The sequence below is a fragment of the Kitasatospora sp. NPDC034035 genome (assembly GCF_055575755.1).
In genome coordinates, this window is sequence record NZ_JBVISA010000028.1 from 52,357 (window position 1) to 78,632 (window position 26,276).

Sequence of the window (26,276 nt, forward strand, 5' to 3'; positions counted from 1 at the left end):
GCCTCGCCTTGACCTGTCTGCCCTTCCTCCTCACCTAAACCCCCGCCTTGCCCGACCGCTAATCGGGCGTTAGTCACCGGGCCCTGCCCTTGCCTGTCCGGACAGGCAGGGACGGCACCCGTCTTCTCCTTCCCTCTGCGTTCCGACACGTCCCCGTACGTTCCGACTCTCCGACGGGAGCTCCCGGTTGCCCCGCCGCCCCACCGGGCTGCGCAGCATCCACGCGGCGGGCGCCCAACCGCGCGAGGCGGCACGGGTGTTGGCACCACTGCCGGAGCTTTCGATGGCCGGACACGCACTCTGGGCGGCGCAGCGGCGCACCGCCTGGCAGGCGACCCTGCTGATCGCCCTGGTCGAGGTCGCGGTGCTCACCACCGCCGGCGCCCTGCTCGCCGACGGCGCCCTCGCCCCCGGCGCGCTCGCCGCGGCGGCCGGCTGGGCGACACTGGGCGCGGGACTGTTCGAGCAGGTCGAGGCGCTGGTCGGGGTCGCGCACGCGGGCGCCGGACGGGCCCGGGTGGACGAGGTGCTGGCGTTCACGCCCGCCTCCTCCGGTACGGCCGCACTCCCGGCGGGCGGCCCCGGGCAGGTCGAACTGCGGGGCGTGGTGGTGCGCGACGGCGACCGGGTGCTGCTCGGCCCACTCGACCTCACCATCCCCGGCGGCCGTACGGTCGCCCTGGTCGGACGCTCCGGCTCCGGCAAGTCCCTGCTGGCCGCGCTGCCGGGCCGACTGTGCGACCCCGACGAGGGCACCGTACTGATCGACGGCGTCCCGGTCGGCGCGCTCGCGCCGAGCGAACTGCGGCACGCGGTCGGCTACGCCTTCGCCCGGCCCGCGCTGGTCGGCCGTACCGTCCGTGACGCGCTGGCCGGCGCGGGCCCGGCCGAGGCGGCGGCCGCCCGCGCGGACGGCTTCCTGCGGCGACTGCCGCACGGCTGGGACACCCCGCTCGACGAACTCCACCTCTCCGGCGGGGAGTTGCAGCTCCTCGACCTCGCCCGGCTGCTGGCCCGGCCGGCCCGGATCGTGATCCTGGACGACGCCACCTCGGGCCTGGACCTCGCCACCGAGTACCTGGCCACCGAAGCCCTCGACCGTGCCACCCACGGCCGCACCCGCCTGGTCGTCGCCCACCGAGCCGCCGTCGCCGCCCGCGCCGACCTCGTCGCCTGGCTCGACACCGGCCGGCTCCGCGCCCTGGCCCCCCACACCACCCTCCTCGCCCACCCCGACTACCGCGCCACCCTCGCCGACGCCGCCCTCCAGGCCGCTGCCACCGGATGACGGCCCGCGCAGGAAGTCGGCGGGGTCGACTTCCTGCGCAGCAGAGCCCTCCGCCGTCCGATCCCGCCCGCGCCCGAAGGGCGGCCACCCCTCACAGAAAGCCGGCCCAGCCGACCCCTCATGCAGCCCACACCACCGCCGACCGACGGCCCCGCTCCGCCGAACCGCGCAGGAAGTCGGCGGGGCCGACGTTCCGCGTTCGGCGCTGCGCCCGGGTGGGGCTTGCTGTTCCGGCAGTTGGCGGTCACCCGGGGGCCGCTGGTGCGGATGCTCGCGTGGTCCGGGGTGGAGGCGCTGCCGCCGCTGGTGTCCGGGTTGTTCGTCGCGGCCGCCGTCGACCAGGGGCTCCTGGCCGGGCGGCCTGGACGGCGGGCGGGGGTTGTCGGCCCGGCACGGCGATCTTCAGGTGCTGTCCCCGCTCTACCGCGAGCTGGTCGGTCACTGGCTCGGTTCCGGGCCCCGGACCAGGGCGGGTCTCGCGTCGTGATCTCGATAGGATCTCGCCCGTTCCGGCCGTTATGGTGGCCGGGCCGCGATCACCGGCTACGGGCGCGTACCGAGTGCCCGATCGGGGACCCGACCGCGCGCCACCGGCGTCGGCCGGGCGCCGATGACCAGCACCCTCCGCACGGAAGACGATTTCTCATGTCCGACACCCTCACCGACATCACCGGCCACGCGTTCAACGGGACCGACGCCGACGAGAAGACGGCCGGGGACTCCGCGCACGGCCGTCACCGCGGCCGCTCCGCCGCCGACGACAGCTCGGAGTCCGACCCGCACGGCCGCCACCGCGCGGCCGCGGCGCGGGGCTGATCCCACCCGCGTCACGCACCGGGCAGCACGCGACGCGCACCGGGCCCGCCGGGGGAGCAACGCTCCCCGGCGGGCCCTCGTCCGTCGGAGCATCAGTCCGTACGTCAGTCCATGCGTCAGGTCCGTGCGTCAGGTCCGTGCGTCAGTTCCTGCGTCAGTCCATGTGCCAGTCCGCGCGGCGGGCCGTACGTCAGTCCATCGTCACGACGGTCCGCAGCGCCTCGCCGCTGCGCATCTGCGCGATCGCCTCGTTGACGTCCGCCAGGCCGACCCGGTGGGTGATCATGCCGTCGAGGTCGATCCGTCCGGCCCGCCAGAGGTCCACGACCAGCGCGATGGTGCGCCGGACCGTCGCCCCGCCGTAGAGCGAGGGCAGCAGGCGCTTCTCGTTGAAGAACAGCTCGCCCATGGTGAACTGCGCGAGGTCGTCCTGGGCGCCCGCGCCGATGACGACCACCGCGCCGCCGCGCCGGGCCGCGTCGTAGCCGGCCCGGACGGTGGCCGCGCGGCCGACCGCCTCGAAGACGTAGTCGAAGCCGCCGCCCGGCAGCTTCTTGGCCACCGCCTTCAGCTCCTCGGGGGCGATCGCCTCGGTGGCGCCGAAGGAGAGGGCGCGCTCGCGGCGGGAGGCGACCGGGTCGACGACGGTGATCCGGCCGGCGCCGCAGACCCGGGCGCCCTGCACGGTGGCCACGCCGACGCCGCCCGCCCCGATCACCGCGACGGACGCGCCGGGCTCGACCTTGGCGGTGTTCACCGCCGCGCCTATGCCGGTCGTCACCCCGCAGCCGATCAGCGCGGCGACCTCGTACGGGAGGTCGGCGGGCACCTTGATGAGGGCGTCGGCGGAGACCACGACCTCGTCGGCGAAGGCACCGGTGCCGTAGAAGCCGGAGGCGATCAGGCCGCCTTCCTCGATCCGGAAGCCCGGGGCGCCGAGCCGGCGCAGGCTGGTGACGCAGAGGTGGCCGCGATCCTGCGCGCAGTGGTCACAGCGGCCGCAGGGGGCCATCCAGCAGAGCACCACGCGGTCGCCGACGGCGAGGCCGGTCACGCCCTCGCCGACCTCCAGCACGTCTCCGGCGCCCTCGTGTCCGGGGACGAACGGCGCGGGCTGCGGCAGGACGCCGCTCATCGCGGAGAGGTCGGAGTGACACAGGCTGGCGGCACGCATCCGGACCCGGACGCTGCCTTTTCTGAAGCCGACCGCGGTCACGTCCTCGCGGACGTCGAGGGTGTCCTGGCCGGTCTTGTGCAGGACGGCTGCGCGCATGGGGCTGCTCCCTGTGTGCATCGCGTGACGCGGAGTGGATCCTGGGACGGGGCCGATTCTGACATGGCCTCCGCAATATCAGGAGAACAGGTTTCAAAAGGGTGGGCAAAGAGCCGAAAGCCCGGGCCCGCCCGTTTCCGACCCCGCCAAGGCCCGCGTCCAGGCCTGCGCCCAGGCCCGCGTCCGGGCCCACACCCAGGCCCGCGTCCGGGCCCGCCGACACCGCCACCGCTACCGTCCAGTAGGGTCCGACCACGTCCGTCCCCGTCCCGACCCGAGGAGCATCGCATGTCCGACCTGCTGCAGAGCGCCCGCCCGGCGCCCGAGGTGCTGGCGGCGTTCGAGGCGGCCACCGGGTTCATGCCGGTGGACGAGGGGCTCGCGCTGTACGCGGCGGCGGTGGCGGTGGCCCGCGACACCGGCCTGCCCGTGCTGGAGATCGGCACCTACTGCGGCCGCTCGGCGATCCTGCTGGCGGCGGCAGCCCGGGAGGCCGGGACGGTGGCGCTGACCGTGGACCACCACCGCGGCTCGGAGGAGCAGCAGCCCGGCTGGGAGTACCACGACCCGACCCTGGTCGACCCCGAGGTCGGGCTGATGGACACCCTGCCCCGGTTCCGCCGCGCCCTGCACGCCGCCGGGCTGGAGGAGCACGTGGTGGCGCTGGTCGGCCGCTCGCCGCGGATCGCCGCGCTCTGGGGGCGCCCGCTGGGCCTGGTGTTCATCGACGGCGGGCACACCGACGAGCACGCGACCGGTGACTACGAGGGCTGGGTGCCGCATCTGGCGCCGGAGGGCCTGCTGGTGGTGCACGACGTCTTCCCGGACCCGGCGGACGGCGGCCAGGCCCCGTACCGGGTGTACCTGCGGGCGCTCGCCGAGGGCTTCGAGGAGGTCTCGGTGACCGGTTCCCTGCGCGTCCTGCGCCGCTCCGCCCGCTGACCCGGGCCCCTCGACAGCCCGCAGACCCCCGCACACTCCCCTCGGATCCCCCGAGCCGCCCCACGGCCCCGCACCGATGCTCTAACGTCGTGCCGGGGCTGTCCGGCGCGGATTCGAACGGTACGGTGGCCGCGCAGCACCAGGCAGAGCATCGGCGGACGGTGGGGGCCAGCAGCGACATGACGGACCAGCAGAACACCGCTCCGGCGGTCTGGGACCCGACGGCGCGCGGCGGTGCCGGCGGCTGGGTACGCGGCCCGCAGCGCCCTGCCGGCACCGAGCCCGCCCCCGAGGCCCCCGCGCCGGGCACCGCGTACACCGCCGCACCCACCACCCCACACACCACCGCACCCACCGCACCGCAGCCGGCGGCGACGCCGCAGTCCCCCGCCGACCCCCGCCTCGACCGGGCCGACCGGGCCGTCCCGCCGCCCGTGCCCGGCGCCGTCGGCGACCAGGGCCCGCCGCTGGGCGCCCGCCCGTACCTGGCCACCGCGCCCGGCTACGACCCGCCGACCGCCCCGATCCCCCGCGCCGCCGCCGCGCCGCCCCCGGCCGCCCCTCCCGCGGCCTCGCCGTTCCCCTCCCACGCGACCGCGCAGCAGCAGCCCCCGCAGGGCTACGGCTACCCCCAGCCCCCCGCCGCCCCGCCGCAGCCCCCGTACGGCGCCCAGCCCGGCTACCCGGCCCCTCACGAGGCCGACTACCCGACCGCCTACCCGGACGACGACGGGGACCGCCCGGCCAACCGCAAGGCCCCGCTGCTGATCGGCTTCGCCCTGCTCCTGGTGCTGGCCATCGGCGGCGGCCTGCTGTTCGCCGCCCGGGGCAGCGACAAGGACGGCCAGGCCGCACCGGCCCCGACGGCCGCCCCCACGGCCGGCTCCGGCAATCCGCCGCCCGCCTCCGCGCCCACCGGCACGGACGCCGCGCCGAGCGGCGCCGCGAGCACCCCGGCCTCGCCGACCGCCGCGCCGTCCCCGACCGCGACCGGCGCCGGGCCCAACGCCCAGGCCCAGGCGCAGGCGCTGGACGGCCTGCTCAGCGAGGGCGAGAGCGCCAAGGCCCCGATCGGCAGCGCCGTCGCCAAGGTGATCAGCTGCCCGTCGAAGGCCGACATCGAGAGCGCGGCCCAGGTCTTCGACGGCGGCGCCAACCAGCGCACCGCCCTGCTGACCAAGCTCGGCAAGCTGACCCTCACGGACGTGCCGGGCGGCACGGACGCGCTGAACTCGCTGAAGTCCGCCTGGCAGTTGTCCGCCGACATCGACAAGGCGTACGCGACCTGGGCGCGCGCCGTCGCCGCCCAGGGCTGCTCCGGCAGGGCCCCGACCACCCAGGACAAGAAGCACGCGGACGAGCTCAACCCGCAGGCCACCCAGGCGAAGACGGACTTCATGACCAAGTGGAACCCGATCGCGATCAGCTACGGCCTGACCCCGCGAACCCAGGACAGGATCTGACCGACCCGTGACCGGCACCGCCCCCCGACCGCCCCGCCGTTCCACCCTGCTGCGCGTCACCACCGTGGTGGCCGCGGCCGTTCCGCTCTGCACGGCGGGCTGGCTGGGCTGGCAGGCCCTCGACCACTCCGGCCCGGCGGGCGCCACAGCCGCCGCCTCCGCCCCGGCCGACCCGGCCGACCCGCAGGGCACCGGCGCGCCGGCGGGCGCCGCCGACCCCGCCACGGCGCCCCTCACCCCACCCGTGGCGCCGCCGCCGACCTCCGACGCCCCGACCTCCGACGCCCCGGCGGCCGACGCGCCCGCCGCGACGCCGTCGCAGCCGCCGGCCGCCGCGCCGACCGGCACCCCTGCCGAGGCGAACAGCCTCGCCGGTCGCACCGTCCTCCTCGACCCCGGTCACAACCCCGGCAACGTCGCGCACTCCGCCGAGATCAACCGTCAGGTGGACATCGGCAACGCCCGCAAGGAGTGCGACACCACCGGGACCGAGACCAACGCCGGCTACACCGAGGCCGAGTACACCCTGGACGTCTCCCGCCGGGCCCGCGCGATCCTGACCGCCCGGGGCGCCAAGGTGGTGCTGGTGCAGGACGGCGACCGCCCCTGGGGCCCGTGCATCGACGAGCGCGCCCGGGCCGGCGCCGACGCGCACGCCGACGTCGCGGTCTCGGTGCACGGGGACGGCGGCCCGGCGAGCGGCAGCGGCTTCCACGTGATCATGCCCGCCAAGGTGGTGGCCGGGAAAGCGGACAACTCGTCGATCGTCGAACCCTCGCACCGGCTCGGCCTGCTGTTGCGCGACCACTTCCACACCGCGACCGGCGAGCCGTACGCCGACTACATCGCGAGCCAGGGCCTGGACACCCGCTCCGACCTGGGCGGCCTCAACCTGTCCACCGTCCCCAAGGTGTTCATCGAGTGCGGTAACATGCGCAACTCGACGGACGCGAAGCGGATGACGGACCCTCAGTGGCGCCAGCAGGCCGCCCAGGGTATCGCCGACGCGCTGACCGCGTTCCTGACGACTCAATAGAAGACTCGAAGTCCCAGTAGGGAAGTTGAGCCGCACACCCCGGCGGACGGTGCTCCGCCCGGCCCGCGTGGTTTGCAACGACTTCGCCCCATTCCCGGTCCCGCCGTGCACCGGCAGGACGGTTGGGCCTAGGCTTCTGGTCCGTTCGGGAGTTTCGGCCGGTCAGCCTGACCGCACGAACCACCGTCCACGACACGTCAACGAGGGGAACGTTAGTGAATCTGCGCGCTCTCACCAGGGGAGACGCCGCCGTCGCAGGCGCGGCCGTCCTGCTCTTCATCGCCTCCTTCCTGCCTTACTGGACCGTGAGCTGCGCCGGCCGGTACTGCGGACCCGACGCCTCGCAGAACGCGTGGAGCACGGAGCTGTTCCCCATCCTGCCCTCGATCTACCTGCTGGGCATCGCCGCCGCAGTGCTGATCCTGGTGCAGCGCTTCCAGGGCAAGGACGCGGCCAACCGTCAGGTGCTCGGCCTGCGGCTGGACCAGTGGGGCATCGCGTTCGCCGTCGCGGCGCTGTGGACCTCGATCTGGTCGCTCGGCGGCGGCCCGTCCGGCGGCAGCATCAGCCACGGCTTCGGCGCCTGGCTCGGCTTCATCGCGCTGATCGTGCTCGCCGGCGCGGCCGCGGCGAGCCCGCTGGTGCCCGCGCTGAAGGCCCCGCTGGTCTCCGACCGCCCGGCCGTCCCGTACCAGGGCGGCTACCCGGCCCCGGGCCAGCCCGGCCACCCGGGTGCGCCCGGTCAGCCCGGCCAGTACGGCTACCCGGCCCAGGGCCACGACCCGGCGTTCGGCGCCCAGGGCGGCTACGGCTTCCCGGCCGCCGGCCAGCCGCAGCCCGGTCAGCTCGGTCAGCCGCAGGACGCCGGCGTGCCGGCCCCGCAGCCGACCCCGGCCGCGCAGGCCGCCCCGGCGGCGGACTTCCAGCCGTTCTGGTTCGCCGTCCCGTCCCCGCGCCAGCTGGCCCCGAAGGACAACCCGGCCGGCGCCCCGATCGGCGAGGTCGTGCCCGGTACCTGGTACCTGGCCGTCGAGCAGCGCGGTGCCGCGCTGGTCGCGCAGCTGGCGGACGGCACCCAGGGTGTGCTGACCGACACCACGGGCCTCCAGCGCGGCTGACGTCCTCGGACGCGCACACGGAAGGGGCGGGACCGGTTCTCCGGTCCCGCCCCTTCCGTATGCGTGCGCTGAGCCGCGGCTTCCGTGCCTGCGTGCGCTCAGCAGCAGTCCTGGACCACCAGCCCGGCGGGCAGTTGGTCCCCGCCGAAGACCGCGACCGTCGCCGGGTCCCCGCCGAGCGCGGCCACCGCGAGCAGCAGCGCCCCGGCCGTCCAGGTGGTGCGCTCCTCCGGCCAGATCGCGTCGTCCTCGAACACGTACCCGGTCCAGTACGAGCCGTCCTCGTGCCGCAGGTGCTGCTGGATCCAGCGCAGGATGTCCACCGCGCGGTCGGACTGCCCGATCGCCCAGAGCGCGAGGGCCAGTTCGGCGCTCTCGCCGCCGGTCACCCAGGGGCGGTCGCTGACGCAGCGCACGCCGAGGCCGGGGACGACGAAGCGCTCCCAGTCCCGCTCGATCCGGGCCAGCGCCGCGTCGCCGCGCAGGCCGGTGCCGAGCACCGGGTAGTACCAGTCCATCGAGTAGCGGCCCTTGTCCAGGAACCGCTCCGGGTGGTGGGCGATGGCGTGCCGCAGCCGGCCGGCCGCGAGCTCCCAGTCGGGCTGCGGCTCCTCCAGGTAGTCGGCGATGGCCAGGCCGCAGCGCAGCGCGTGCAGGATGCTGGACGAGCCGGTGAGCAGCGCCTCGTCGGTGGCGGTGCCGTCGTCGCCGACCCGCCAGGCGATCGGGCCGCCGGGCAGCCGCAGCGAGACGATGAAGTCCAGGGCGCGCCGGACGACCGGCCAGATCCACTCCAGGAAGGCGTCGTCGCCGCTGCTGAGGTGGTGGTGCCAGACCCCGACCGCCACGTAGGCGCAGAAGTTGCTCTCCTTGGCCCGGTCGGTGACCACGCCGTCGGTGTAGGCGGCGTACCAGGAGCCGTCCGGGTTCTGGCTGGCGGCGAGCCAGCGGTAGGCGGCCTCGGCGGCGGCGTGCTCGCCGGCCGTGTCGAGGGCCATCGCGGCCTCGGTGTGGTCCCAGGGGTCCAGGTGGTGGCCGGCGAACCACGGTATGGCGCCGTCGGGGCGCTGCTCGGCGAGGATGCTGCGCACGGTGTCGGCGGCCTGCTCGGCGTCGAGCACCCCGTCCAGGAGCAGCACCTCGGGGACGGCGGCGGTCACGCCGCGCCGCCCGGGGTGCGGTTGGGCTTGGAGGCGTAAGCGACGAAGCTCTTGCCGATGACCGGGTTGAGCGCCCGCTCGGCGGCCTTGGTGAGGCTGCTGATGACCGGGGTGCCGACGATGTCCCAGACCAGCAGCTGGTGGTAGGCCTTGACCGGCAGCGCCTTGTCGTTGTTCACGCCGACCGCGCACTTGATCCACCAGTACGGCGAGTGCAGCGCGTGCGCATGGTGGGTGCCGTACGGCTCCAGGCCGGCGTCCTTGAGCTTGCCGAGCAGCTCGTCGCCCCGGTAGATGCGGATGTGGCCGCCCTCGACCTCGTGGTACTCGTCGGACAGCGCCCAGCAGATCTTCTCGGGCAGCCAGCGCGGCACCGTGACGGCGAGCAGGCCGCCCGGCTTAAGGACGCGGAACATCTCGTTGAGCACACCCTTGTCGTCGGGGATGTGCTCCATCACCTCGGAGATGATGATCTTGTCGAAGTACTCGTCCTCGAACGGCAGCGCCAGCGCGTTGCCCTCCATCGCGACCGCCGACGCGCCCTCGGGAGCCTCACCGGCCTGCTCCATCGCCGCGAACCACTTCGTGACCTCGGCGATCTCCTCGGTGTTCTGGTCGAGGGCGATCACATTGGCGCCGCGGCGGTAGCACTCGAACGCGTGCCGGCCCCCGCCGCAGCCCAGGTCGAGCACCCGGTCGCCGGGGGCGAGCGGGAAGCGCGAGAAATCGACGGTCAGCACTGCAGGACTCCCATTCCTATTGCTACCAAGCGTCCTTGACGCTTCGTCATGCTTCATCACGCTCGGGCGGGCGACGCGCGCACCGCCTCGGGGCGGCGGCCCGGCTGGGTATCGGGCGGCCGCGCACCGCCGGGCTGGGCCAGGTACCGCCGAGCTAGGCCACGTACCGCCAGCCGGGCCCGGAGCGGGCCCGGGCGCCGACACCGGTGGCGATCGCCGCGCGGTAGGCCTCGGCGGTCAGCTCGGCGGCCCGCTCCCAGGTGAACCGGGCCAGCACCCGCTCGCGACCGGCCGCGCCCAACTCGGCGCGCAGCTCCGGGTCGTCCAGCAGTCGGCCGAGCGCGGCGGCCAGCGAGTCCGCCTCGCCCGGCGGCACGGCCAGGCAGGTCTCCCCGTCCGGTCCGGCGACCTCGGGGATCGCCCCGCCCGTGGTGGCGACCAGCGGGGTGCCGGTGGCCATCGCCTCCGCGGCGGGCAGCGAGAAGCCCTCGTACAGCGACGGGACGCAGGCCACCTCGGCCGAGCGGTACAGGTCGACCAGCTCGCCGTCGGTCAGGCCGCTGCGGAACTCGATGCACTCCTCCAGCCCGAAGCGGCGCACCGCCTCGGCCACCGGCCCGTCCTCCTTCTGCGGCTTGCCGACGACCACCAGGTGGGCGTCCCGCTCGGTACGGACCTTGGCGAGCGCCTCGACCAGGAAGACCAGGCCCTTCAGCGGCACGTCGGCGCTGGAGGTGGTGACGATCCGGCCAGGCACCTGCTCGACCGCGTCCGAGGGCGACCAGAGCCGGGTGTCGGCGCCGATCGGCACCACCGAGATCGCGCCGGGCGCGGCGCCCAGGTGCTCGGCGATCTCGCGCTGCGAGGTGCCGGAGACGGTGATCACGCGGTCCAGCCGGGCGGCGACCCGGCGCTGCATCCGGGTGAAGGCGTACCAGCGGCGCAGCGACAGCCGCTTGAGCCGGGTGCCGGCCGCGTCCAGCTCCAGCTGCCGGTCCACGGTGATCGGGTGGTGGATCGTGGTGACCAGCGGGAAGCCGTACCGGGCCAGACCCAGCAGGCCGTAGCCGAGGGTCTGGTTGTCGTGCACCACGTCGTAGCGGCCCTTGTGGGCGGCCAGGTACCGGCGGGCGCGCAGCGAGAAGGTCAGCGGCTCGGGGAAGCCGCCGGTGCGCATGGTGGCGAACTCCAGGGCGTCCACCGGGCCGCGGAACTCGCCGCGGGCGGGGGTGCGGAACGGGTCGTCGGCCCGGTAGAGGTCCAGGCTGGGCAGCTCCACCAGACGCACCGAACCGGGGCCCTCGACCTCGTCCAGCACCGGGTAGGGCTGGGCGCCGATCACGTCCACGTGGTGGCCGAGCCTGGCCAGCTCACGGGAGAGGTGCCGTACGTACACGCCCTGACCGCCGCAGAAGGGGTCCCCGCGGTACGACAGCAGGGCAATCCGCAGCGGCTGCGCGGTCATCCTGGGCCCTCATCTCTAGCTGCTATCTGTGCTGCCGGTCGCTAAAGTAGATCAGGTTTCAGTGGCTGGGGAACTCGTCGTCGACCACGTGAACAATGAGAGACCTCGAAGATACCGGCCCGTAGCTTTTCCTCAGGAGCCAGGGCTGGTGATTCCCGCCACGCCGACGCCCGCCGAACCCTGCCGATGACCCTGCCGACGAACCCTGCCGACGACCCTGTCGGCGCCCTTTGCCGAACTCTTGCCGACCAGTGGAGCACACCGCCACTCTCGCCCGCCCGGGAGCACCCTTGCCGCCGTCGACCGAGCACCTCACCCCGAGCCCCGTGGCGCCCCGGCCCGGTGAGCTGCCGCTGACCACCCGGCAGGCCGAGCGCCGCCGGCGGATCCTGCGGGCCGCCACCGCGCTGGCCGCCCGCGGCGGGTACGAGGCGGTGCAGATGCGGGAGGTCGCGGAGAGCGCCCAGGTCGCGCTGGGCACGCTGTACCGGTACTTCCCGTCCAAGGTGCACCTGCTGGTCGCGGTGATGCTGGAGCAGTTGCAAGGCCTGCGCGAACACATCCGGCGGCACCCGCCGATCGAGGCGGAGCCCGCCCTGCGGGTCGCCGACACCCTCACCCGGGCCTTCCACGCGTTGCAGCGCGAGCCGCTGCTCGCCGAGGCGATGGTCCGGGCCCTGTCCTTCGCGGACCGCTCGGTCGGCGCCGAGGTGGACCAGGTCAGCGTGGCCACCGGACAGCTCATCCTGGACGCCATCGGCCAGTCCGGCCCGCCCAGCGAGAGCCAGCGCGCGGCGGTGCGGGTGATCGAGCACACCTGGCACTCGGCGCTCGTCGCCTGGCTCTCCGGACGCGCCTCGATCGCCGAGGTCCGGGCCGACCTGCACACCGCGGCCCGACTGCTCACTCTCCCGTGAACAGTCCCTGACCGCCCTGGGATCGCCCTGGGATCGCCCTGGGATCGCCCTTCGATCGCCCTTCGATCGCCCTTCGATCGCCCGGCCGTGAACGGCCCCCGACTGGAACCTGTTCCTGCCACGGAGGGGACACCCGGCGCGGCCCGGCGGCTAGAGTCGACGGGCAGCACAACTCCATCCCGCTCCTCCCCCGGGGAAAGCCGGTGCGAATCCGGCGCTGACCCCGCAACCGTGAGCCCGGTCCCCCTTGGTCACCGGACGAGTCGGAGCGCCCGGGGCGGGGCGAGCGGCCGGCCCGGACGCACGCGCCCGGCACCGTCGAGGACTACGGAACGGCCCCCGCCAGGGCCACCACCGCTCACCGAAAGGCACACCAGCACCATGCTCACCGCCGCCCGCCTGGGCGCCGCCGCCCTGTCCGCCGCGCTGCTCGCCGGCGTCGCCGCCGGACCGGCCCTGGCCGACAGCCCCTCGCCGACCCCGGTCGCCGTCCCCGACGGCCTGTACGGGAAGAGCGACCCGACGTACGACGGTGTGTGGCGGCAGTCGCTGGCGCTCACCGCGCTGACCACGGCCAAGGTCACCCCGGCCGACTCGGCGGTCGGCTGGCTCACCGGCCAGCAGTGCGAGGACGGCGGCTGGCCCTCCTACCGCGCGGCCGGCGCGGCCTGCGACCCCAAGACCGAGGACAGCAACGCCACCGCCGTCGCCATCCAGGCCCTCGTCGCCCTCGGCGGACACCAGCCGGCCGTCGACAAGGGCGTCGCCTGGCTCAAGGCCAACCAGAACGCCGACGGCAGCTGGGCCTACAACCCGGGCAGCCCGGGCGACGCCAACTCCACCGGACTCGCCGTCAACGCGCTGTTCGCCGCCCGGACCGACCCGGCGAGCGTCGCCAAGCCCGGCTCCGGTGCGGGGAAGAACGCGTTCGACGGCCTCGCCGCCTTCCAGCTCGGCTGCAGCGCCCCCGCCGACCAGCGCGGCGCCTTCGCCTACCAGCCGGACGCCGCCACCGGCGCCCTCGCCCCCAACGCCCTGGCCAGCGGCCAGGCCTCCCTCGCCGCCGCGGGCGGACACCTGCCGGTCGCCGGCTCGGTGCGCGCCGACACCGAGCCCAAGCCCCTCGCGTGCTCCGACGGCTCCGCGCCCGCCACCGTCCCGCACGCCGAGTCGGGCGAGGCCGCCGGCGCCTACCTCTCCGCCCAGCTCACGGCCGGCGGCAACCACCTCACCCTCACCACCCCGGGCGCCGCCCCGACCCCCGACTACACCGCGACCGCCTGGGCCGCCCTCGCCCTCATCCAGAGCGGCCACCCCGACCAGGCCTCCGACGCCGCCGACTGGCTCGAGCAGCAGGAAGCCACCTGGACCAAGAACGGCACCGACGCCGGCGCCACCGCCACCCTCCTCCTGGTCGCCCAGGCCGACCACCGCGCTACCTCCGACCTCACCGGCAAGCTCACCGCCCTCGGCCCCGCCCCCAAGGCCACCGCCGCCACCTCGGACGAGGCCACCCCGGCGAAGAAGAAGCACGACGGCATCGGTCAGTACTGGGTCATCGGCGTCGGCCTCCTCATCGGCCTCGGCGGCGGCCTCCTCCTCAGCCTCCAGCGCAAGCGCAACCCGAACCTCTGATGCGCCGCGCACCCCGCCGCCGCGCCGTCCGCCGCGCCGTCCGCGCCGCCCGTCCATCCGGGCGGGGCCTCGCCGCGCTGCTGCTGCCGCTGGTCGGGGCGCTGCTGTTCGCCGGTGCCGCGCCCGCGGAGGCGGCGGGGTACCGGTACTGGTCGTTCTGGCGCGGCGCCGAGGGCGGAGGCTGGGCGTACCAGCAGCAGGGCCCGGCGATCGCGGTGCCGCCGGACGCCTCCGTGGACGGGTGGCGGTTCGCGGTGAGTCCGGACAGCGGGCAGGACGCCGCGAAGCCGCGCACGGCCGGGAGCTTCGCGGACATCTGTGCGCAGACGCCCGCGCAGGAGGGGCGCAAGCGGGTGGCCGTCGTACTGGACTTCGGGACCGCCGAGGACGTCGGATCACCTGCTGGATCGGGCGCCGGATCGGCTGCCGGATCGGTGCCCGAGCCGCGCACGGTGTGCGCCAGTGTCGCGCCGCGCGCCACCTCCGCCGAAGTGCTGGCCGCCGTCGCTCCGCCGCTGCGGTACGACACCAACGGCCTGCTGTGCGCCATCGCCGGGTACCCGACGGCGGGCTGCGCCGACCAGGTCGGCGCGGCGGGCGCCGCGCAGCCGGGCAGCGGCGGCACGTCCGCCGGCCACGGCGGCGCCAGTGGCGGCGACAGCGACAGCGGCCCGGACATCGGGCTGATCGCCGGTGGCGTGCTGGTCGCCGGCCTCGTCGGCGACGCCGTCCGGCAGGCGCGCCGCCGCCGCCGTCAGTCCTGACCCGAGCCACCCCGCCAGGAAGACCGCACCCCTCCAGGAAGTCCCCGTGAGCAGCACCCCCCGCAGCACCCGACCGCCCACCGGCCCCCGCCAACTGCACCCCGGGGCCTGGTGGTTGTGGGCGCTCGGACTGGGCGCGGCGGCGACCCGCACCACCAACCCGGCGATCCTTCTGCTGCTCGCCACCGTCGCCGGGTACGTGGTCGCGGCCCGGCGCGGCGACGCGCCCTGGTCGCGGTCGTACGGGGCCTTCCTGCGGCTGGGCCTGCTGGTGCTCGGCATCCGGCTGGTGTTCGCCGTCTTCCTCGGCTCGCCGATCCCCGGTACCCATGTGCTGTTCACGCTGCCCGAAGTGCCGCTGCCCACCTGGGCGCAGGGTGTGCGGATCGGCGGCCCGGTGACCGTCGAGGGCCTGCTCGCGGCGCTGTACGACGGACTGCGCCTGGCCACCTTGCTGGTCTGCGTCGGCGCCGCCAACTCCCTGGCCAGCCCGGCCCGGCTGCTGCGCACCCTGCCCGGCGCGCTCTACGAGGCGGGCGTGGCGGTGGTGGTGGCGATGACCTTCGCGCCGAACCTGGTCGCGGACGTCCGCCGGCTGCGCGCCGCGCGGCGGCTGCGCGGCCGTACGGACCGGGGCGTCGCGGCCGTGCTGAGTGTCGGACTGCCGGTGCTGGACGGCGCGTTGGAGCGGTCCGTCGCGCTGGCAGCCGCGATGGACACCCGGGGGTTCGGCCGCACCGCCGACGTCCCGCTCCGGCTCGCCCGGACCACGGCGGCGCTCACCCTGGCCGGGCTGCTCGGGATCTGCCTGGCCGCGTACGGGCTGCTGACCGCCGGAGGTGCCGGCTGGGCGCCGCCCGTGCTGCTGCTCGGCCTGGCCGCCGCCTTCGCCGGGTTGCTGCTCGGTAGACGACGATCTGTCAGAACCCGTTACCGGCCGGACCCTTGGGCGCTGCCCGAGTGGCTGACCGCCGGTTCGGGCGCCGCCGTGGCCGCCCTCACCACCTACCTGGCCGCGCATGACCCCGTCGCCTTCGCCCCCATCGTCGTCCCGCCGACCGTTCCCCCACTGCCGCTGGCCGCCGTCCTGGCCGTCCTGCTCGGCCTGGTGCCGGCGTTCGCCGCCCCGACCCCGCCCCGGAGGGCATCGTGATCACCTTCGAGCAGGTCTCCGTCCGGTACGAGGACTCCGCCGCGCCCGCCCTGGACGGCGTCGACCTCACCGTCCCCGAGGGCGAACTCTGCCTGCTGGTGGGCCCGTCGGGCTCCGGCAAGTCCACCCTGCTGGGGACGGTCAGCGGCCTGGTGCCGCACTTCACCGGCGGTGTCCTGCACGGCCGGGTCACCGTCGGCGGCCGGGACACCCGCGAGCACCGGCCGCGCGAACTCGCCGACCTGGTCGGCACGGTGGGGCAGGACCCGCTGGCGCACTTCGTCACCGACACCGTGGAGGACGAACTCGCCTACGGCATGGAGTCGTTGGGCCTGCCGGGCGACGTGATGCGCCGCCGGGTCGAGGAGACCCTCGACCTGCTCGGCCTCGCCGACCTGCGCGACCGGGCGCTGGGCTCCCTCTCCGGCGGCCAGCAGCAGCGCGTCGCGATCGGCTCCGTACTCACCGTGCACCCGCGGGTGCTGGTCCTGGACGAGCCCACCTCGGCCCTCGACCCCGGCGCGGCCGAGGAAGTCCTGGCCGTCCTGCAGCGGCTGGTCCACGACCTCGGCACCACCGTCCTGATGGCCGAACACCGGCTGGAACGGGTCGTCCAGTACGCCGACCAGGTACTGCTGCTGACCCCGGGCGCGCCCCCGGTACTGGGCGAGCCCGCCGAGGTGATGGCGCACTCGCCGGTGCACCCGCCCGTCGTCGGCCTCGGCCGGCTCGCCGGCTGGCGCCCACTGCCGCTGTCGGTGCGCGACGCACGGCGCAAGGCGGCGGCGCTGCGAGAGCGCCTCGACGGCCGCGCGCCGTCCGCTGCCGGTGTCACCACCGGCTCCCCCCTTGCCGTTTCGGACCGTCTCGCCGTGCGACGCGGCCCCGTCCAGGCCCTGCGCGGCGTGGACCTCTCCCTCCACCCCGGCGAGATCACCGCCCTGATGGGCCGCAACGGCGCCGGCAAGTCCACCCTGCTGGGCGCCCTGGTCGGCCTGCACGCCCCCGCCTCCGGCAGCGTCCGGGTCGGCGGCCGCACCCCGCACCGCACCCGGCCCGCCGAACTGATCCGCCAGGTCGGCCTCGTCCCGCAGGACCCGCGCGATCTGCTGTACGGCGAGTCGGTCGCCGCCGAGTGCGCGGCGGCCGACGCCGACGCGGGCGCCGAGCCCGGCACCTGCCGCGCCCTCGTCGAGCGCCTGCTGCCCGGCATCGCCGACGCCGCGCACCCGCGCGACCTCTCCGAGGGCCAGCGGCTCACCCTCGCCCTCGCCGTCGTCCTCACCGCCCGACCCCCGCTGCTGCTCCTGGACGAGCCGACCCGCGGCCTCGACTACGCCGCCAAGGCCCGGCTGGTGGAGATCCTGCGCGGCCTCGCCGTCGAGGGCCACGCGGTCCTGCTGGCGACGCACGACGTCGAACTGGCCGCCGAACTAGCCCACCGCACGGTGATCCTGGCCGAGGGCGAGATCGTCGCCGACGGGCCGACGGCGGAGGTCGTGGTCTCCTCCCCCGCCTTCGCCCCGCAGGTCGCCAAGGTGCTGGCGCCGGGGCCGTGGCTCACCGTGGGGCAGGTCGCGGCGGCGATCGGCGCGGAGGCGAACGGCGCATGAACCGTCCGGCCCCCGATCGGCGCATGGTCCGTCCAGCCTCCGATCCGCGCATGAACCGTCCGGCCTCCGAGCGGCGCATGAACCGTCCGGTCCCTCTCGGCCGCCGGTCCGTCGCGGCACTGTCGTTGACCTCGCTGGTCGGCGTCGCCGCCTTCGGCTGGCCGCTGCTCGCCTCCACCAAGTCGGCGCTGGTCGGCCACTCCACCGACGCGCCATGGCTGTTCGCGCTGCTCCTGCCCCTGCTGCTCGCCGTCGTCATCGCGCAGATCTCCGAGGGCCGCTCGGCGGGCGGCGGCGCGCCCGGGCTGGACGCCAAGTCCGTCGCGCTGCTCGGCGTCCTGGCCGCGGCGGGCGCGGCCCTGCGCCCGCTCGGCGCGGGCACGGCCGGGCTGGAGCCGATGTTCTTCCTGATGGTGCTCTCCGGGCGGGTGCTCGGCCCCGGATTCGGCTTCGTCCTGGGCTCGTTGTCGATGTTCGCCTCCGCGCTGCTGACGGGCGGGGTCGGGCCGTGGCTGCCGTTCCAGATGCTGGCGATGGGCTGGGTCTGCCTCGGCGCGGGGCTGCTGCCGGGCGCCGCTTCGTTGCGCGGCCGCCGCGAACTGCTGCTGCTCGCCGGGTACGGGGCGGTGTCGGCTGTGCTGTACGGCACCATCATGAACCTGCAGGGCTGGCCGTACATCGGCGGCCTGGCCGGCTCCATCTCCTTCGTCCCCGGCGACTCTCTGCCCGCCAACCTGGTCCGCTTCGCCGCCTACTGCCTCACCACCTCGCTGGGTTGGGACCTGCCGCGCGCCGTGCTGACCGTCGTCCTGTGCCTCGCCCTCGGCACCCCGGTGCTGCGCGCCCTGCGCCGGGCGACCCGGCGGGCCGCCTTCGACGCGCCCGTCGTGTTCCGGCCGCCGGAAGGGTGAACCGCCGCTCCCCTGGCGTGCCGTGCGCCCGTGGCGCCCCCGTTCGTCCACGATCATCGCGAGCGTGATCCGAACCCTCGCCCGTACGACGACCATCGCCGCGACGACCCTCACCCTCGCCGCCGCCCTCGCCTCCCCCGCCGCGGCCGTCACCTTCATCGGCCGTGACGTCCCCACCACCGCCACCATCGCGCCCGGCCGGACCGGCGCCGTGCCGTGGACGTACCAGAACACCGGCGGCGCGGGGCTGCTCCCGCCGTCCGGCATGACCGCCGTCTTCACCGCCCCGGGGAACACCACCTTCCCGGCGCAGTCCACCGTCCCCACGCAGTACAGCAGTGACGGGTCCTCCTGGGCCTCCAACAACGTCGGCCTGCGGGGATGCGCGCAGAGCAACGGCAACCGCACCCTCACCTGCGAGGGCTACGGCCTCAACGGCGGCAACAGCGGCTGGCCGTCCAACGGCTACTTCCGCTTCTCCCCACTGGTCACCGTCAACCCGTCCGCGCCGTCGGACACCACGCTCCCGCGCGGCAACGGCACCTTCCGCTATACCAACCCCGGCAGCACCACCGAGTACACCATCACCGACGGCACCCTCACCGTCGCCACCCCACCCCGGGTGACGACCGGCAAGTGCCTGGACGTCGGCAGCACCCGCTACAACGCCGACAACGTCCGGGTGTGGGACTGCCTCGACCACACCAACCAGCGCTTCGTCCTGGACGACGGGAGGGTGAAGGTCGCCGACACCGTCGGTACGGCGCAGGAGATGTGCCTCGACGCCGACTACACCGGTGTGAACGGCGACGTCGTCCGCATCTGGGCGTGCGAGTACAGCCAGGCCGCCAGCGCCAACCAGACCTGGCTGCTGCGTCGCGGCGCGCTCGTCCTGCAGCGGACGGTCGGCAGCGGCGAGGAGATGTGCGTCGACGTCGGGTCGTCCCGCACCAACGGCGACAACGTCTTCCTGTACGGCTGCGACGTCACCAACCCCAACCAGAGGTTCGTGGTGGACCGCGGCTCCATCGAGGTCCGCGACACGCTCTGAGTAGGGTGAACGCCTGTACGCCACCGCAGAACGGAGTCCCCCGCGTGTCCGACGAGGAAGAGTCGCCCTGGACCGTCGCAGTCTGCCCGGTCACGCCCGAACTGGCCGAGCAGATCGCCGAGATGGTGGAACTCGACTGGGAGGACCCCGAGATCACCGAGAAGGCCATGGTGAGCGCCGGCTGGCGCTCGACCGGCGACTACCTCGGTGAGTTCAACGAGAAGGCGTACGCGCCCGCCGGACACCTCGTGTACGGCGACGACCGCCTCGCCATGCCGTTCGTGTACGAGTACTGGATTCACCCCGACGGGGCGTGGACGGAGGACTTCTGGGCGGAGCAGCCCGGCTGGCGGAGCCTCGTCGATCCGCCGGCCGGTACGTTTGGCACCCGACTGGACGCCGTGGCCGATCAGTTCGGCGCACTGCTCGGCCCGCCCGATGAGGACGTGACGCACGAAGGCTACCGCTGGCGATACCGGATCTGGCGCCGGGGAGGCAGCATCCTGGTCGTCGCGCCGGGCCTCGACGGCTTCTCCTACTCACAGTTCGAGCACGCCTACGTCCAGATCCGCCCGCTACCGGCGGACGCACCGCTCCCGCCCGTCACCGAGCTGCCGGGCTTCCTGACCTGGTGAACACCGGCCGCACCTCTGCCCGGCACTCGCGACGGGCCGCCCGCACATCCCGCCCCGCCCGGAGCACTCATGTCGGCGCGGCCTGTCCGCCGTCATCGGTGCCGCCGGAACAGCCGGCACTTTCGCCAACCGCCCCGCCAGGATCGCCCCCACGCTGTGCGTGACCGTCTGCGGCAGGGGCGCGGCCAGAATCCCCGCCAGCGCTTCTCTCGTCCAGCCACCCGCGAGCAGCCCCTCCACCCGCGCGGCCTGGTCGGACAGCGGCTTCCCCGCCAACGCCATCCGGGGCTCCCGGCGCCCGAGGTCCAGCAGCAGGGCCATGCCGGCCGTCAACTTCTCGGAGGGACGGACGGAAGGTTCTTTCACGTCCTTGACCTTCGGTTCCTTGGAAGGGCTTCCCGCGTTCCCGCCGCCTGCCGCCCCAGCTCCAGGCACCCCGGCGGCCGGGGGAACGGGAAGCGGCGGCACGGCGTGAACCGCCTTCCCCACCACCGGCTGCTCGTGGACCGAAACGTCCGTCCGCACCTGCCCGGTGACGGGATCCCGCTGCGTCCGCCGGACGTAGTGCCCGGCCGCCTCCAGCTCCCGCAGCGCCCGGGCCACGGTCGCCCGCCCCTCCAGGCTCTTCGCCGCGAGCGTGCGAACGTCCTCCCGCGCCCCATCCGGCAGGCTGAGGAGGTAAACGAGCAGCCCGCGCGCCGCCCAACTCAGCGAGTGCTTACGGACGACGTGGCCGTTGTCGAGGATCGTGTACCCGGGGTCATGCTTGGGGATACGATGAATCTGCATTCGGGAGTCTCCTGCTCCTGGTGCCATACCCCGGGGTGTTGGTAGCACCGCCGGGGCTTTCTCTTGCGCAGTGTTCACCGTATCGCCCTGACAGAACGTCAATCCTTGACTTCCGTCACCCATTCGGGCGGCGCACGCGCACACCACCCGGCGCGAACATCCAGAGCCCCAAGCCGACGCTCGGTCAGCCCGCGAGAGCGCCATCCAGATACCGCTGCACCGGCTCGAAGAGCCTGGTGGGCTGATGAGAACGGGCCCTCCTCCTGGGCCGTGCGCCTCATGACATGGTGGTGACCATGAGCAAGGACCAGGGTGCCCTGATGCGGCAGTACCTGGAAGCCGAGATCGCCCGACTGAGCGCGGTCATCGGAATCACGGGCTCCGATATGCCTGGCTTCGTGCAGCGTGACGGTGCCCGGCCGTTCATGGTCGTCGCCGAGGACGGCGCACTGCGCTACCTCCCCGTCGAGCGGGGGCAACTGGTCCATGAACAGGCGACCCGCGACCCCGCCGAACTGCTGTACTGGGCATTCAGCAGCGCCACATACAGGCTCGCCAGCCGATGGGCGCTAAAGCACCCCCGAGAAGACGAAGAGCAGAGGGTGACCCGGTGGGGGCGCGCGGAACACAGTCCCGCCGGCCGGGCCCGCGCTGCCCGGCGCGGACCTGGGCCCGGTCAGAGCGAGTACGTCACCGTGACCAGCCGCCGCACCTTCGGCCGGATCAGCGACACCCTGCCCGATCTCGCCGGCGGCCATCTCTCCAATGTCGCGCCCCTGGCGGACAACGGGGCGCTGTCCAGGAGTTCAACTGCTTCGTGCCGGACAGGGAGTTCCCCGCCTCGCTGAACAGGTCCTGGAGCCCTCCGCCGAGCGGCGTAGGGCCGGTGGGTCCTACGCCTGATCCTCGACTGGGCGGCACCGGCCTACCGTGATCCGCATGGAGATTCCCGAGCAGTACAAGTACGGCGTCATCCCGCACATCTTGGTCGACGGGGCTGCCGAGGCGATCGACTTCTACGGCGCCGCGTTCGGGGCGTCCGAGCTGTTCCGGCTCGAGGGTGAGGGTGGGCGGATCGTGCACGCCGAGATCAAGGTGCAGGGCGCCACGCTCATGCTCGGTGACGCGGAGGCCCCGTTCGCACCGCCCGGCGCCGGCGCTCCGTCCGTCATCCTGCACGTCTACGTCCCGGACGTGGACGGGCTGACCGCCCAGGCCGTTGCGGCGGGCGCCGAACTCCTCACTCCCCCGGCCGACATGCCGTACGGTGCCCGGCAGTCGATGCTCCGCGACCCGTTCGGCCACGTGTGGATCTTCCTCACGCCTCTCGCGTGATTCCTGGTCAGCCGCCAGTGCATCGGTCACCGGCGGCTGCGCAGCACCGTGAGCGCCGCCGCCGCGCACACCGCCGCCGGGAGCAGCATCGCTGCCGCGAGCGCGCCGCCACCGCCGACGGCAGCTCCGCCACCGACGAACGCGCCCGTCACCGCCACCCCCAGCGTCGCGCCGACCTGCCGTACGGCGTTGAGCAGGCCGCCCGCCGTACCCGCGCTGCCCTCGGGCGCGGTGGTGACGACGGCGGTGACCAGCGCGGGCAGCGCGAAGGAGACCCCGAATCCGGCCGCCAGCAGGCCCACGGCGAGCAGCCAGTACGGCGTGCCGAGCAGCACCGCCCCCGCGAACACCGCGCAGCCCGTCGACAGCAGCGCCAGCCCGCCGAGCACCGGCCGCCACGGGCCGACCTTGGCGACGATCCGTCCGGTGAGCAGTGGGTTGAAGCCCGGCGGCAGCGTCATCGGCAGGAACGCCACCCCGGCCAGCGTCGGCGACAGCCTCAGCTCCCCTTGCAGCAGTAGCGGCAGCACGAACAGCACGCCCAGCATGGCGAAGTTCACGGCCCCGCCCGCCAGCAGCACCGCACCCATGCCGCGTGCCCGCAGCACGTCGGTCGGGATGGCGGGCGCGGGGCTGCGCCGCTCGCGCCGGGCGAAGGCGATGCCGGCCGCCGCCGCGCCCGCCCCCGACCAGGCCGCGTGCGACCACGCGGTGTCGCCGAGCGCGATCAGCGCGTCGGTGAACAGTGCGAGGGTCGCGCAGGCGGCCAGCTGGGCCGGCCAGTCGATGCGCCGCTCGCCGCGCGGGCAGTGCACCGCCCGTCCGGCGACCAGGGCGAGGACCAGCGCCGCCAGCGGGACGTTGACCAGGAACACCGCCCGCCACCCGGCGAGGTCGACCAGCGCGCCGCCGACCATCGGCCCGAAGGCCATCGCGCAGCCGCTGACCGCCGCCCACACGGCGACTGCCCGGGCCCGTGCCCCCGGCTCCGGGTGGAGGCGGGTGATCAGCGCCATGCTCGCCGGGACGCAGGCCGCCGCCGCGACGCCCAGCACGGCGCGCAGCAGCACCAGTGTCCGGATGTCCGGCGCGAGCGCGCTGAGCAGCGAGCCCACTCCGAAGGCGGCGATGCCGAAGCGGAAGGCCCGGTGGGCGCCGTAGCGGTCGGCGGCGGCACCGGCCGACAGCAGCAGCGCCCCGAAGGTGACGCTGTAGCCGGTGACGGCCCACTGCAGTCCGGCGGTCGAACTGCCCAGTGAGGCCGCCAGATCGGGTTCGGCGACGGAGAGCACGGTGGTGTCGAGCAGCACCATGAAGTAGCCGAGGGCGATGCCGAGCAGGGCCCGCGATCGGGCGGGTGCAGGTGGGGCGGTCAGGGCTGGTAGGACGGGCGGGACGGCGGGCGGGACGGCGGGGGCAGTCATCGAGAGGTCTCCTGATCGACGGGTGGAACGGCCGCCCACTCTGGCCGCGCCACCGCCGTCCGTTCGACCGCCGGAGCCTCACGCACCGTTCGGATTTTCCGAACGCCCCGGTACGGCTCCGTGCCCGCACCCGTACGCTGTCCCGCAACACGGACGGGACACGCGAGGACGTTCGGGAGTCGGGGATACCAGTGGAACTACGTCAGTTGCGCGTCTTCGAGGCCGTCGTCGCCCACCGCACCGTCACCGGCGCGGCCGTGGCGCTCGGCCTCGCCCCGTCCTCCGTCTCGGAGCAGATCCGCACGCTGGAGCGCAGTCTCGGCACCGACCTGTTCGAGCGGGCCCCGCGTGGCATGACCCTCACCCCGGCCGGGGAGCGGCTGCTGCCGTGGTCCCGGCGGCTGCTCGACCAGGCCGAGCAGGCGCGCCGGGAGGTGGTCACCGCCCGAGCCCGGCTGCGGCTCGGCGCGCTGGAGACCATCGCGGCCACCCACGTGCCCACCGTTCTGGCCCGCCTCGCCGAGCGCCGGCCCGACCTGGAGATATCCCTGCACACCGACAGCGCCCGGGACGGCCTGCTCGGCGGGGTCGCGGCCGGTGCGCTGGAGGCGGCGCTGATCCTGGACACGGCCGGCGCGCTCGGCGAACTCGGTTTCTACCTGCCGCCGGCCCCGCTCGACCACGTCGACCTGCAGGACGTCCCGCTCGTCCTGGTCGCCGCCCCCACCGACCCGCTGGCCGGCGCCACCGCTCTCACCCGGGAGAACCTGCGCGGCCGGCGCCTCCTCGTCAACACCCCGGCCTGCTCCTTCTTCCTCGCCGGGGAACGCCTGCTCGGCCACGACGTCGACCGCGTCCGCACCGGCGGCGTCGCCGTCACCCGCGCCTGCGCCGAACAGGGCCTCGGCATCGCCCTCCTGCCCGAGTTCGCCGTCCACGAGCAACTCGCCGCCGGCACCCTGATCCGCCTCCCCCTCGATCCCCCGCCACTCCACCTCCGCCTCGTCTGGCGCGCCGACCGCGAATCCGTCCCGGGCCTGCGCGAAGTCCTCTACGCCGCCTCGGCGTGAACCCGCCTCAGCAGCGCCCGGGGTCGCCGAGGTCGCCCGGACAGCCTCGCGCCCCGGGGCCCGTCGAGCCCCCGGGGCGCGCAACTGCCGTACGAATGTCAGCCCTTGGGCCCGGCCGACTGGACGACCTCGAAGGACCACAGGGTGGAGCCGGAGGCGGCGGGGCGCTTGGGGGCCTCGCCCTCGCCACCGCCCTGGTGGGCCGACTTCATCGGGCCCTCCATCCAGGCCTGGAAGTCCTCCTCGCTGCGCCAGCGGGTGTAGACGAGGTACTCGTCGGTGCCCTCGACCGGGCGGAGGAGTTCGAACCACTCGAAGCCGTCCGAGTTCTCCACTGCGCCGGCGCGGGAGGCGAAGCGCTGTTCCAGCACCTCGCGCTGCTCGGCGGGCACCGTCAGAACGTTGATCTTGACGACGGACATGCCGCTCCTTACTGGTCCGCCGGGGCCTCGGGTGCGGCCGCCGGCTCGGTCACTGCCAGCAGTCTGCTACACCTCACGCCGGGCGGGCCCGTGTGCCGTGGTTCAGGCGATCCACGCCGGGAGGATGCGTTCGGCGTCGCGGGGGGCGGCGGCGCAGGCGCCTTCGGGGGTGATGGCGTCGGGGTTGTAGGCGCGGGAGGGGGAGGTGGAGGCGACGATGGCGGTGAAGCCCTCGGTGGTGGTGATGCGGCGGGCGGTGTCGGCGGGGAGGACGAGGGTGTCGCCGGCGGTGAGGGTGTGGTGCTCGCCCGCCAGGTCCGCCGTGGCGGAGCCGGCGAGGAAGGTCCAGATCTGTTCGGCTTCCATGGCGTGCAGCGGGCCCTGGCTGTCGGGCCGCATCTCGACCTGCCACAGGGCCAGGGTGGTCGAGCCCTGGGTGGGTGAGGCGAAGGTGGTCATGGCGGCGTTCGGGGTCTCGGTCTGGCGGGCATCGGTTCGGCGGATCACGGACATGGTGATGGACTCCCCTAAGATGGTCAATGACATTGTCTATATGGTCAATGAGGTTGTCTATCGTGTCAAGTGAACCGGCCCCGCCCGGCTTCGAGCTGCCGCTGCGGCTGCTCCTCGCCTTCCGGACGATCATCGACGAACTGCACGAGCGCATCGCCCGCGAAGGGCACCCGGACCTGCGGCCGATGCACGGCTTCGTCTTCCAGGCGATCGGCCCGCACGGCACCACCGCCGTCGAACTCGGCCGCCGCCTCGGCGTCTCCAAGCAGGCGGCGGGCAAGACCATCGACAACCTGGAGCAGCTCGGCTACGTCGAGCGCGGCAGCGACCCGGCCGACGCCCGCCGCAAGGTGGTCCGGCTCACCGACCGGGGCGTGGACTGCCTGGTCCGCTCGGCCCGGATCTTCGAAGAGCTGCGCACCGAGTGGTCCGCCACCCTGGGTGAGGAGCAGCTCCGCCAGGTCGAGGACGGCCTGCGCCGGCTCGCCCCCGGCGACCCGTTCCGCCTCGACACCCCCCGCTGGTTCGGCGCGCCATGAGATCGCGGGTACGCGCAACAACCGGCCCACGGTGGCGTACGTCCGCTGGCTGGCCGGGCTGGGCGGCGAGGTGCGCACGGCCCGCCGGTCGGCGACGGAGCTGATGGAGCGGCTGGGCGCCCGCAGCCGGTTCGAGTTCGGCGTGCGGGCGGTCCAGCGTGGCCGGCTGCCCTCGGAGGCCTGACCGGCCTCCCGGATAGAGCG

At 74.4% G+C, this 26,276-nt stretch carries 26 protein-coding genes and 1 pseudogene; 19 read left to right on the forward strand and 8 right to left on the reverse strand.

All coding sequences use genetic code 11. The annotated features are described in order from the left end of the window. The first annotated feature begins 187 nt into the window (after positions 1 to 187). Entirely contained in the window at positions 188 to 1,288 is a 1,101-nt protein-coding gene (locus ACZ52J_RS31675; RefSeq protein ID WP_465623637.1) for an ATP-binding cassette domain-containing protein, read from the forward strand. Between the two features lie 645 nt (positions 1,289 to 1,933). Continuing rightward, positions 1,934 to 2,104, forward strand: coding sequence for a hypothetical protein (locus ACZ52J_RS31680; protein WP_360492731.1), 171 nt, complete (start codon positions 1,934 to 1,936; stop codon positions 2,102 to 2,104). Between the two features lie 190 nt (positions 2,105 to 2,294). Here ACZ52J_RS31680 and ACZ52J_RS31685 read toward each other — a convergent pair whose 3' ends face one another. Further along, entirely contained in the window at positions 2,295 to 3,377 is a 1,083-nt protein-coding gene (locus ACZ52J_RS31685) for an alcohol dehydrogenase catalytic domain-containing protein (protein WP_465623639.1), read from the reverse strand. A 288-nt stretch (positions 3,378 to 3,665) separates the two neighbouring features. Here ACZ52J_RS31685 and ACZ52J_RS31690 point away from each other — a divergent pair, with 288 nt between their 5' ends. The 4 genes from ACZ52J_RS31690 to ACZ52J_RS31705 all read left to right on the forward strand — a co-directional run bounded on the left by ACZ52J_RS31690 (position 3,666) and on the right by ACZ52J_RS31705 (position 7,936). Then, positions 3,666 to 4,319, forward strand: coding sequence for a class I SAM-dependent methyltransferase (locus ACZ52J_RS31690; protein ID WP_465623640.1), 654 nt, complete (start codon positions 3,666 to 3,668; stop codon positions 4,317 to 4,319). A 179-nt stretch (positions 4,320 to 4,498) separates the two neighbouring features. After that, complete coding sequence (locus tag ACZ52J_RS31695) at positions 4,499 to 5,782, forward strand: hypothetical protein (RefSeq protein WP_465623642.1); 1,284 nt, start codon at positions 4,499 to 4,501, stop codon at positions 5,780 to 5,782. 7 nt (positions 5,783 to 5,789) lie between these two features. After that, a complete protein-coding gene (locus ACZ52J_RS31700) occupies positions 5,790 to 6,818 on the forward strand; it encodes an N-acetylmuramoyl-L-alanine amidase (RefSeq protein WP_465623644.1) in 1,029 nt (342 codons plus the stop codon). A 215-nt stretch (positions 6,819 to 7,033) separates the two neighbouring features. After that, complete coding sequence (locus tag ACZ52J_RS31705; protein WP_465623645.1) at positions 7,034 to 7,936, forward strand: hypothetical protein; 903 nt, start codon at positions 7,034 to 7,036, stop codon at positions 7,934 to 7,936. A 98-nt stretch (positions 7,937 to 8,034) separates the two neighbouring features. On the opposite strand, the gene ACZ52J_RS31710 is transcribed toward ACZ52J_RS31705, so the two are convergent. From ACZ52J_RS31710 to ACZ52J_RS31720, 3 genes are all read right to left on the reverse strand, one after another. Beyond that, on the reverse strand, positions 8,035 to 9,096 hold the full coding sequence (locus tag ACZ52J_RS31710) for a prenyltransferase/squalene oxidase repeat-containing protein (protein ID WP_465623647.1): 1,062 nt from the start codon (positions 9,094 to 9,096) through the stop codon (positions 8,035 to 8,037). Next, positions 9,093 to 9,836 carry a class I SAM-dependent methyltransferase gene (locus tag ACZ52J_RS31715; RefSeq protein ID WP_360492751.1) on the reverse strand — a complete coding sequence of 248 codons (744 nt, stop codon included), beginning with the start codon at positions 9,834 to 9,836 and terminating at the stop codon, positions 9,093 to 9,095. Before ACZ52J_RS31715 ends, ACZ52J_RS31710 begins: the two co-directional genes overlap by 4 nt. A 154-nt stretch (positions 9,837 to 9,990) precedes the next feature. Further along, entirely contained in the window at positions 9,991 to 11,301 is a 1,311-nt protein-coding gene (locus ACZ52J_RS31720; RefSeq protein WP_465623648.1) for a glycosyltransferase family 4 protein, read from the reverse strand. A 290-nt stretch (positions 11,302 to 11,591) separates the two neighbouring features. Between ACZ52J_RS31720 and ACZ52J_RS31725 the strand changes: the two genes are divergently transcribed. The 8 genes from ACZ52J_RS31725 to ACZ52J_RS31760 all read left to right on the forward strand — a co-directional run bounded on the left by ACZ52J_RS31725 (position 11,592) and on the right by ACZ52J_RS31760 (position 19,980). Continuing rightward, complete coding sequence (locus ACZ52J_RS31725) at positions 11,592 to 12,218, forward strand: TetR family transcriptional regulator (RefSeq protein ID WP_465623650.1); 627 nt, start codon at positions 11,592 to 11,594, stop codon at positions 12,216 to 12,218. 381 nt (positions 12,219 to 12,599) lie between these two features. After that, positions 12,600 to 13,853, forward strand: coding sequence for a prenyltransferase/squalene oxidase repeat-containing protein (locus ACZ52J_RS31730; RefSeq protein ID WP_465623651.1), 1,254 nt, complete (start codon positions 12,600 to 12,602; stop codon positions 13,851 to 13,853). Beyond that, entirely contained in the window at positions 13,853 to 14,617 is a 765-nt protein-coding gene (locus ACZ52J_RS31735) for an SCO2322 family protein (RefSeq protein WP_465623653.1), read from the forward strand. The genes ACZ52J_RS31730 and ACZ52J_RS31735 overlap by 1 nt, the downstream gene beginning before the upstream one ends. A 46-nt stretch (positions 14,618 to 14,663) precedes the next feature. After that, positions 14,664 to 15,770, forward strand: coding sequence for a CbiQ family ECF transporter T component (locus tag ACZ52J_RS31740; protein ID WP_465623654.1), 1,107 nt, complete (start codon positions 14,664 to 14,666; stop codon positions 15,768 to 15,770). Then, positions 15,767 to 17,383: an ABC transporter ATP-binding protein gene (locus tag ACZ52J_RS31745; RefSeq protein WP_465623656.1), complete on the forward strand. Its 1,617-nt coding sequence runs from the start codon at positions 15,767 to 15,769 to the stop codon at positions 17,381 to 17,383. The genes ACZ52J_RS31740 and ACZ52J_RS31745 overlap by 4 nt, the downstream gene beginning before the upstream one ends. A 50-nt stretch (positions 17,384 to 17,433) precedes the next feature. Further along, positions 17,434 to 18,294, forward strand: coding sequence for an ECF transporter S component (locus ACZ52J_RS31750; protein ID WP_465623658.1), 861 nt, complete (start codon positions 17,434 to 17,436; stop codon positions 18,292 to 18,294). Between the two features lie 64 nt (positions 18,295 to 18,358). Then, positions 18,359 to 19,345, forward strand: coding sequence for an RICIN domain-containing protein (locus tag ACZ52J_RS31755; RefSeq protein WP_465623660.1), 987 nt, complete (start codon positions 18,359 to 18,361; stop codon positions 19,343 to 19,345). A gap of 44 nt (positions 19,346 to 19,389) precedes the next feature. Then, positions 19,390 to 19,980: a hypothetical protein gene (locus ACZ52J_RS31760; protein ID WP_465623662.1), complete on the forward strand. Its 591-nt coding sequence runs from the start codon at positions 19,390 to 19,392 to the stop codon at positions 19,978 to 19,980. On the opposite strand, the gene ACZ52J_RS31765 is transcribed toward ACZ52J_RS31760, so the two are convergent. After that, positions 19,921 to 20,769, reverse strand: a complete 849-nt coding sequence (locus tag ACZ52J_RS31765) for a helix-turn-helix domain-containing protein (protein WP_465623664.1) — start codon at positions 20,767 to 20,769, stop codon at positions 19,921 to 19,923. The two genes, ACZ52J_RS31760 and ACZ52J_RS31765, sit on opposite strands and share 60 nt — an antisense overlap. Positions 20,770 to 21,065: 296 nt before the next feature. Between ACZ52J_RS31765 and ACZ52J_RS31770 the strand changes: the two genes are divergently transcribed. Together ACZ52J_RS31770 and ACZ52J_RS31775 are read left to right on the forward strand one after the other, a co-directional pair. Then, on the forward strand, positions 21,066 to 21,617 hold the full coding sequence (locus ACZ52J_RS31770) for a hypothetical protein (protein WP_465623665.1): 552 nt from the start codon (positions 21,066 to 21,068) through the stop codon (positions 21,615 to 21,617). Positions 21,618 to 21,708: 91 nt separating this feature from the next. Then, the gene (locus ACZ52J_RS31775) at positions 21,709 to 22,104 is read left to right on the forward strand and encodes a VOC family protein (protein WP_465623667.1); all 396 of its coding nucleotides are present in this window, start codon (positions 21,709 to 21,711) and stop codon (positions 22,102 to 22,104) included. Positions 22,105 to 22,130: 26 nt separating this feature from the next. On the opposite strand, the gene ACZ52J_RS31780 is transcribed toward ACZ52J_RS31775, so the two are convergent. Beyond that, positions 22,131 to 23,528 carry an MFS transporter gene (locus ACZ52J_RS31780; RefSeq protein WP_465623669.1) on the reverse strand — a complete coding sequence of 466 codons (1,398 nt, stop codon included), beginning with the start codon at positions 23,526 to 23,528 and terminating at the stop codon, positions 22,131 to 22,133. Between the two features lie 191 nt (positions 23,529 to 23,719). Here ACZ52J_RS31780 and ACZ52J_RS31785 point away from each other — a divergent pair, with 191 nt between their 5' ends. Further along, positions 23,720 to 24,598: a LysR family transcriptional regulator gene (locus ACZ52J_RS31785; RefSeq protein ID WP_396287793.1), complete on the forward strand. Its 879-nt coding sequence runs from the start codon at positions 23,720 to 23,722 to the stop codon at positions 24,596 to 24,598. A gap of 98 nt (positions 24,599 to 24,696) precedes the next feature. Here the strand turns inward: ACZ52J_RS31785 and ACZ52J_RS31790 are convergent, their stop codons facing one another. Both ACZ52J_RS31790 and ACZ52J_RS31795 read right to left on the reverse strand, forming a co-directional pair. Then, positions 24,697 to 25,020: an antibiotic biosynthesis monooxygenase family protein gene (locus ACZ52J_RS31790; protein ID WP_360492796.1), complete on the reverse strand. Its 324-nt coding sequence runs from the start codon at positions 25,018 to 25,020 to the stop codon at positions 24,697 to 24,699. Positions 25,021 to 25,122: 102 nt separating this feature from the next. Then, complete coding sequence (locus ACZ52J_RS31795) at positions 25,123 to 25,566, reverse strand: cupin domain-containing protein (RefSeq protein WP_465623672.1); 444 nt, start codon at positions 25,564 to 25,566, stop codon at positions 25,123 to 25,125. 29 nt (positions 25,567 to 25,595) lie between these two features. Here ACZ52J_RS31795 and ACZ52J_RS31800 point away from each other — a divergent pair, with 29 nt between their 5' ends. Next, the gene (locus ACZ52J_RS31800) at positions 25,596 to 26,072 is read left to right on the forward strand and encodes a MarR family winged helix-turn-helix transcriptional regulator (RefSeq protein WP_465623674.1); all 477 of its coding nucleotides are present in this window, start codon (positions 25,596 to 25,598) and stop codon (positions 26,070 to 26,072) included. Positions 26,073 to 26,130: 58 nt separating this feature from the next. After that, positions 26,131 to 26,256: pseudogene (locus ACZ52J_RS31805) on the forward strand (helix-turn-helix transcriptional regulator); the annotation flags it as partial. Positions 26,257 to 26,276: the final 20 nt, after the last annotated feature.

Excerpts from the sequence above, each read along its gene's own strand:
- ACZ52J_RS31680 (WP_360492731.1), top strand. The coding sequence starts at position 1,934 with ATGTCCGACACCCTCACCGACATCACCGGCCACGCGTTCAACGGGACC.
- ACZ52J_RS31685 (WP_465623639.1), bottom strand. The coding sequence starts at position 3,377 with ATGCGCGCAGCCGTCCTGCACAAGACCGGCCAGGACACCCTCGACGTC.
- ACZ52J_RS31690 (WP_465623640.1), top strand. The coding sequence starts at position 3,666 with ATGTCCGACCTGCTGCAGAGCGCCCGCCCGGCGCCCGAGGTGCTGGCG.
- ACZ52J_RS31695 (WP_465623642.1), top strand. The coding sequence starts at position 4,499 with ATGACGGACCAGCAGAACACCGCTCCGGCGGTCTGGGACCCGACGGCG.
- ACZ52J_RS31720 (WP_465623648.1), bottom strand. The coding sequence starts at position 11,301 with ATGACCGCGCAGCCGCTGCGGATTGCCCTGCTGTCGTACCGCGGGGAC.
- ACZ52J_RS31730 (WP_465623651.1), top strand. The coding sequence starts at position 12,600 with ATGCTCACCGCCGCCCGCCTGGGCGCCGCCGCCCTGTCCGCCGCGCTG.
- ACZ52J_RS31735 (WP_465623653.1), top strand. The coding sequence starts at position 13,853 with ATGCGCCGCGCACCCCGCCGCCGCGCCGTCCGCCGCGCCGTCCGCGCC.
- ACZ52J_RS31750 (WP_465623658.1), top strand. The coding sequence starts at position 17,434 with ATGAACCGTCCGGCCTCCGAGCGGCGCATGAACCGTCCGGTCCCTCTC.
- ACZ52J_RS31765 (WP_465623664.1), bottom strand. The coding sequence starts at position 20,769 with ATGCAGATTCATCGTATCCCCAAGCATGACCCCGGGTACACGATCCTC.
- ACZ52J_RS31770 (WP_465623665.1), top strand. The coding sequence starts at position 21,066 with ATGAGCAAGGACCAGGGTGCCCTGATGCGGCAGTACCTGGAAGCCGAG.
- ACZ52J_RS31775 (WP_465623667.1), top strand. The coding sequence starts at position 21,709 with ATGGAGATTCCCGAGCAGTACAAGTACGGCGTCATCCCGCACATCTTG.
- ACZ52J_RS31780 (WP_465623669.1), bottom strand. The coding sequence starts at position 23,528 with ATGACTGCCCCCGCCGTCCCGCCCGCCGTCCCGCCCGTCCTACCAGCC.
- ACZ52J_RS31790 (WP_360492796.1), bottom strand. The coding sequence starts at position 25,020 with ATGTCCGTCGTCAAGATCAACGTTCTGACGGTGCCCGCCGAGCAGCGC.
- ACZ52J_RS31795 (WP_465623672.1), bottom strand. The coding sequence starts at position 25,566 with ATGTCATTGACCATCTTAGGGGAGTCCATCACCATGTCCGTGATCCGC.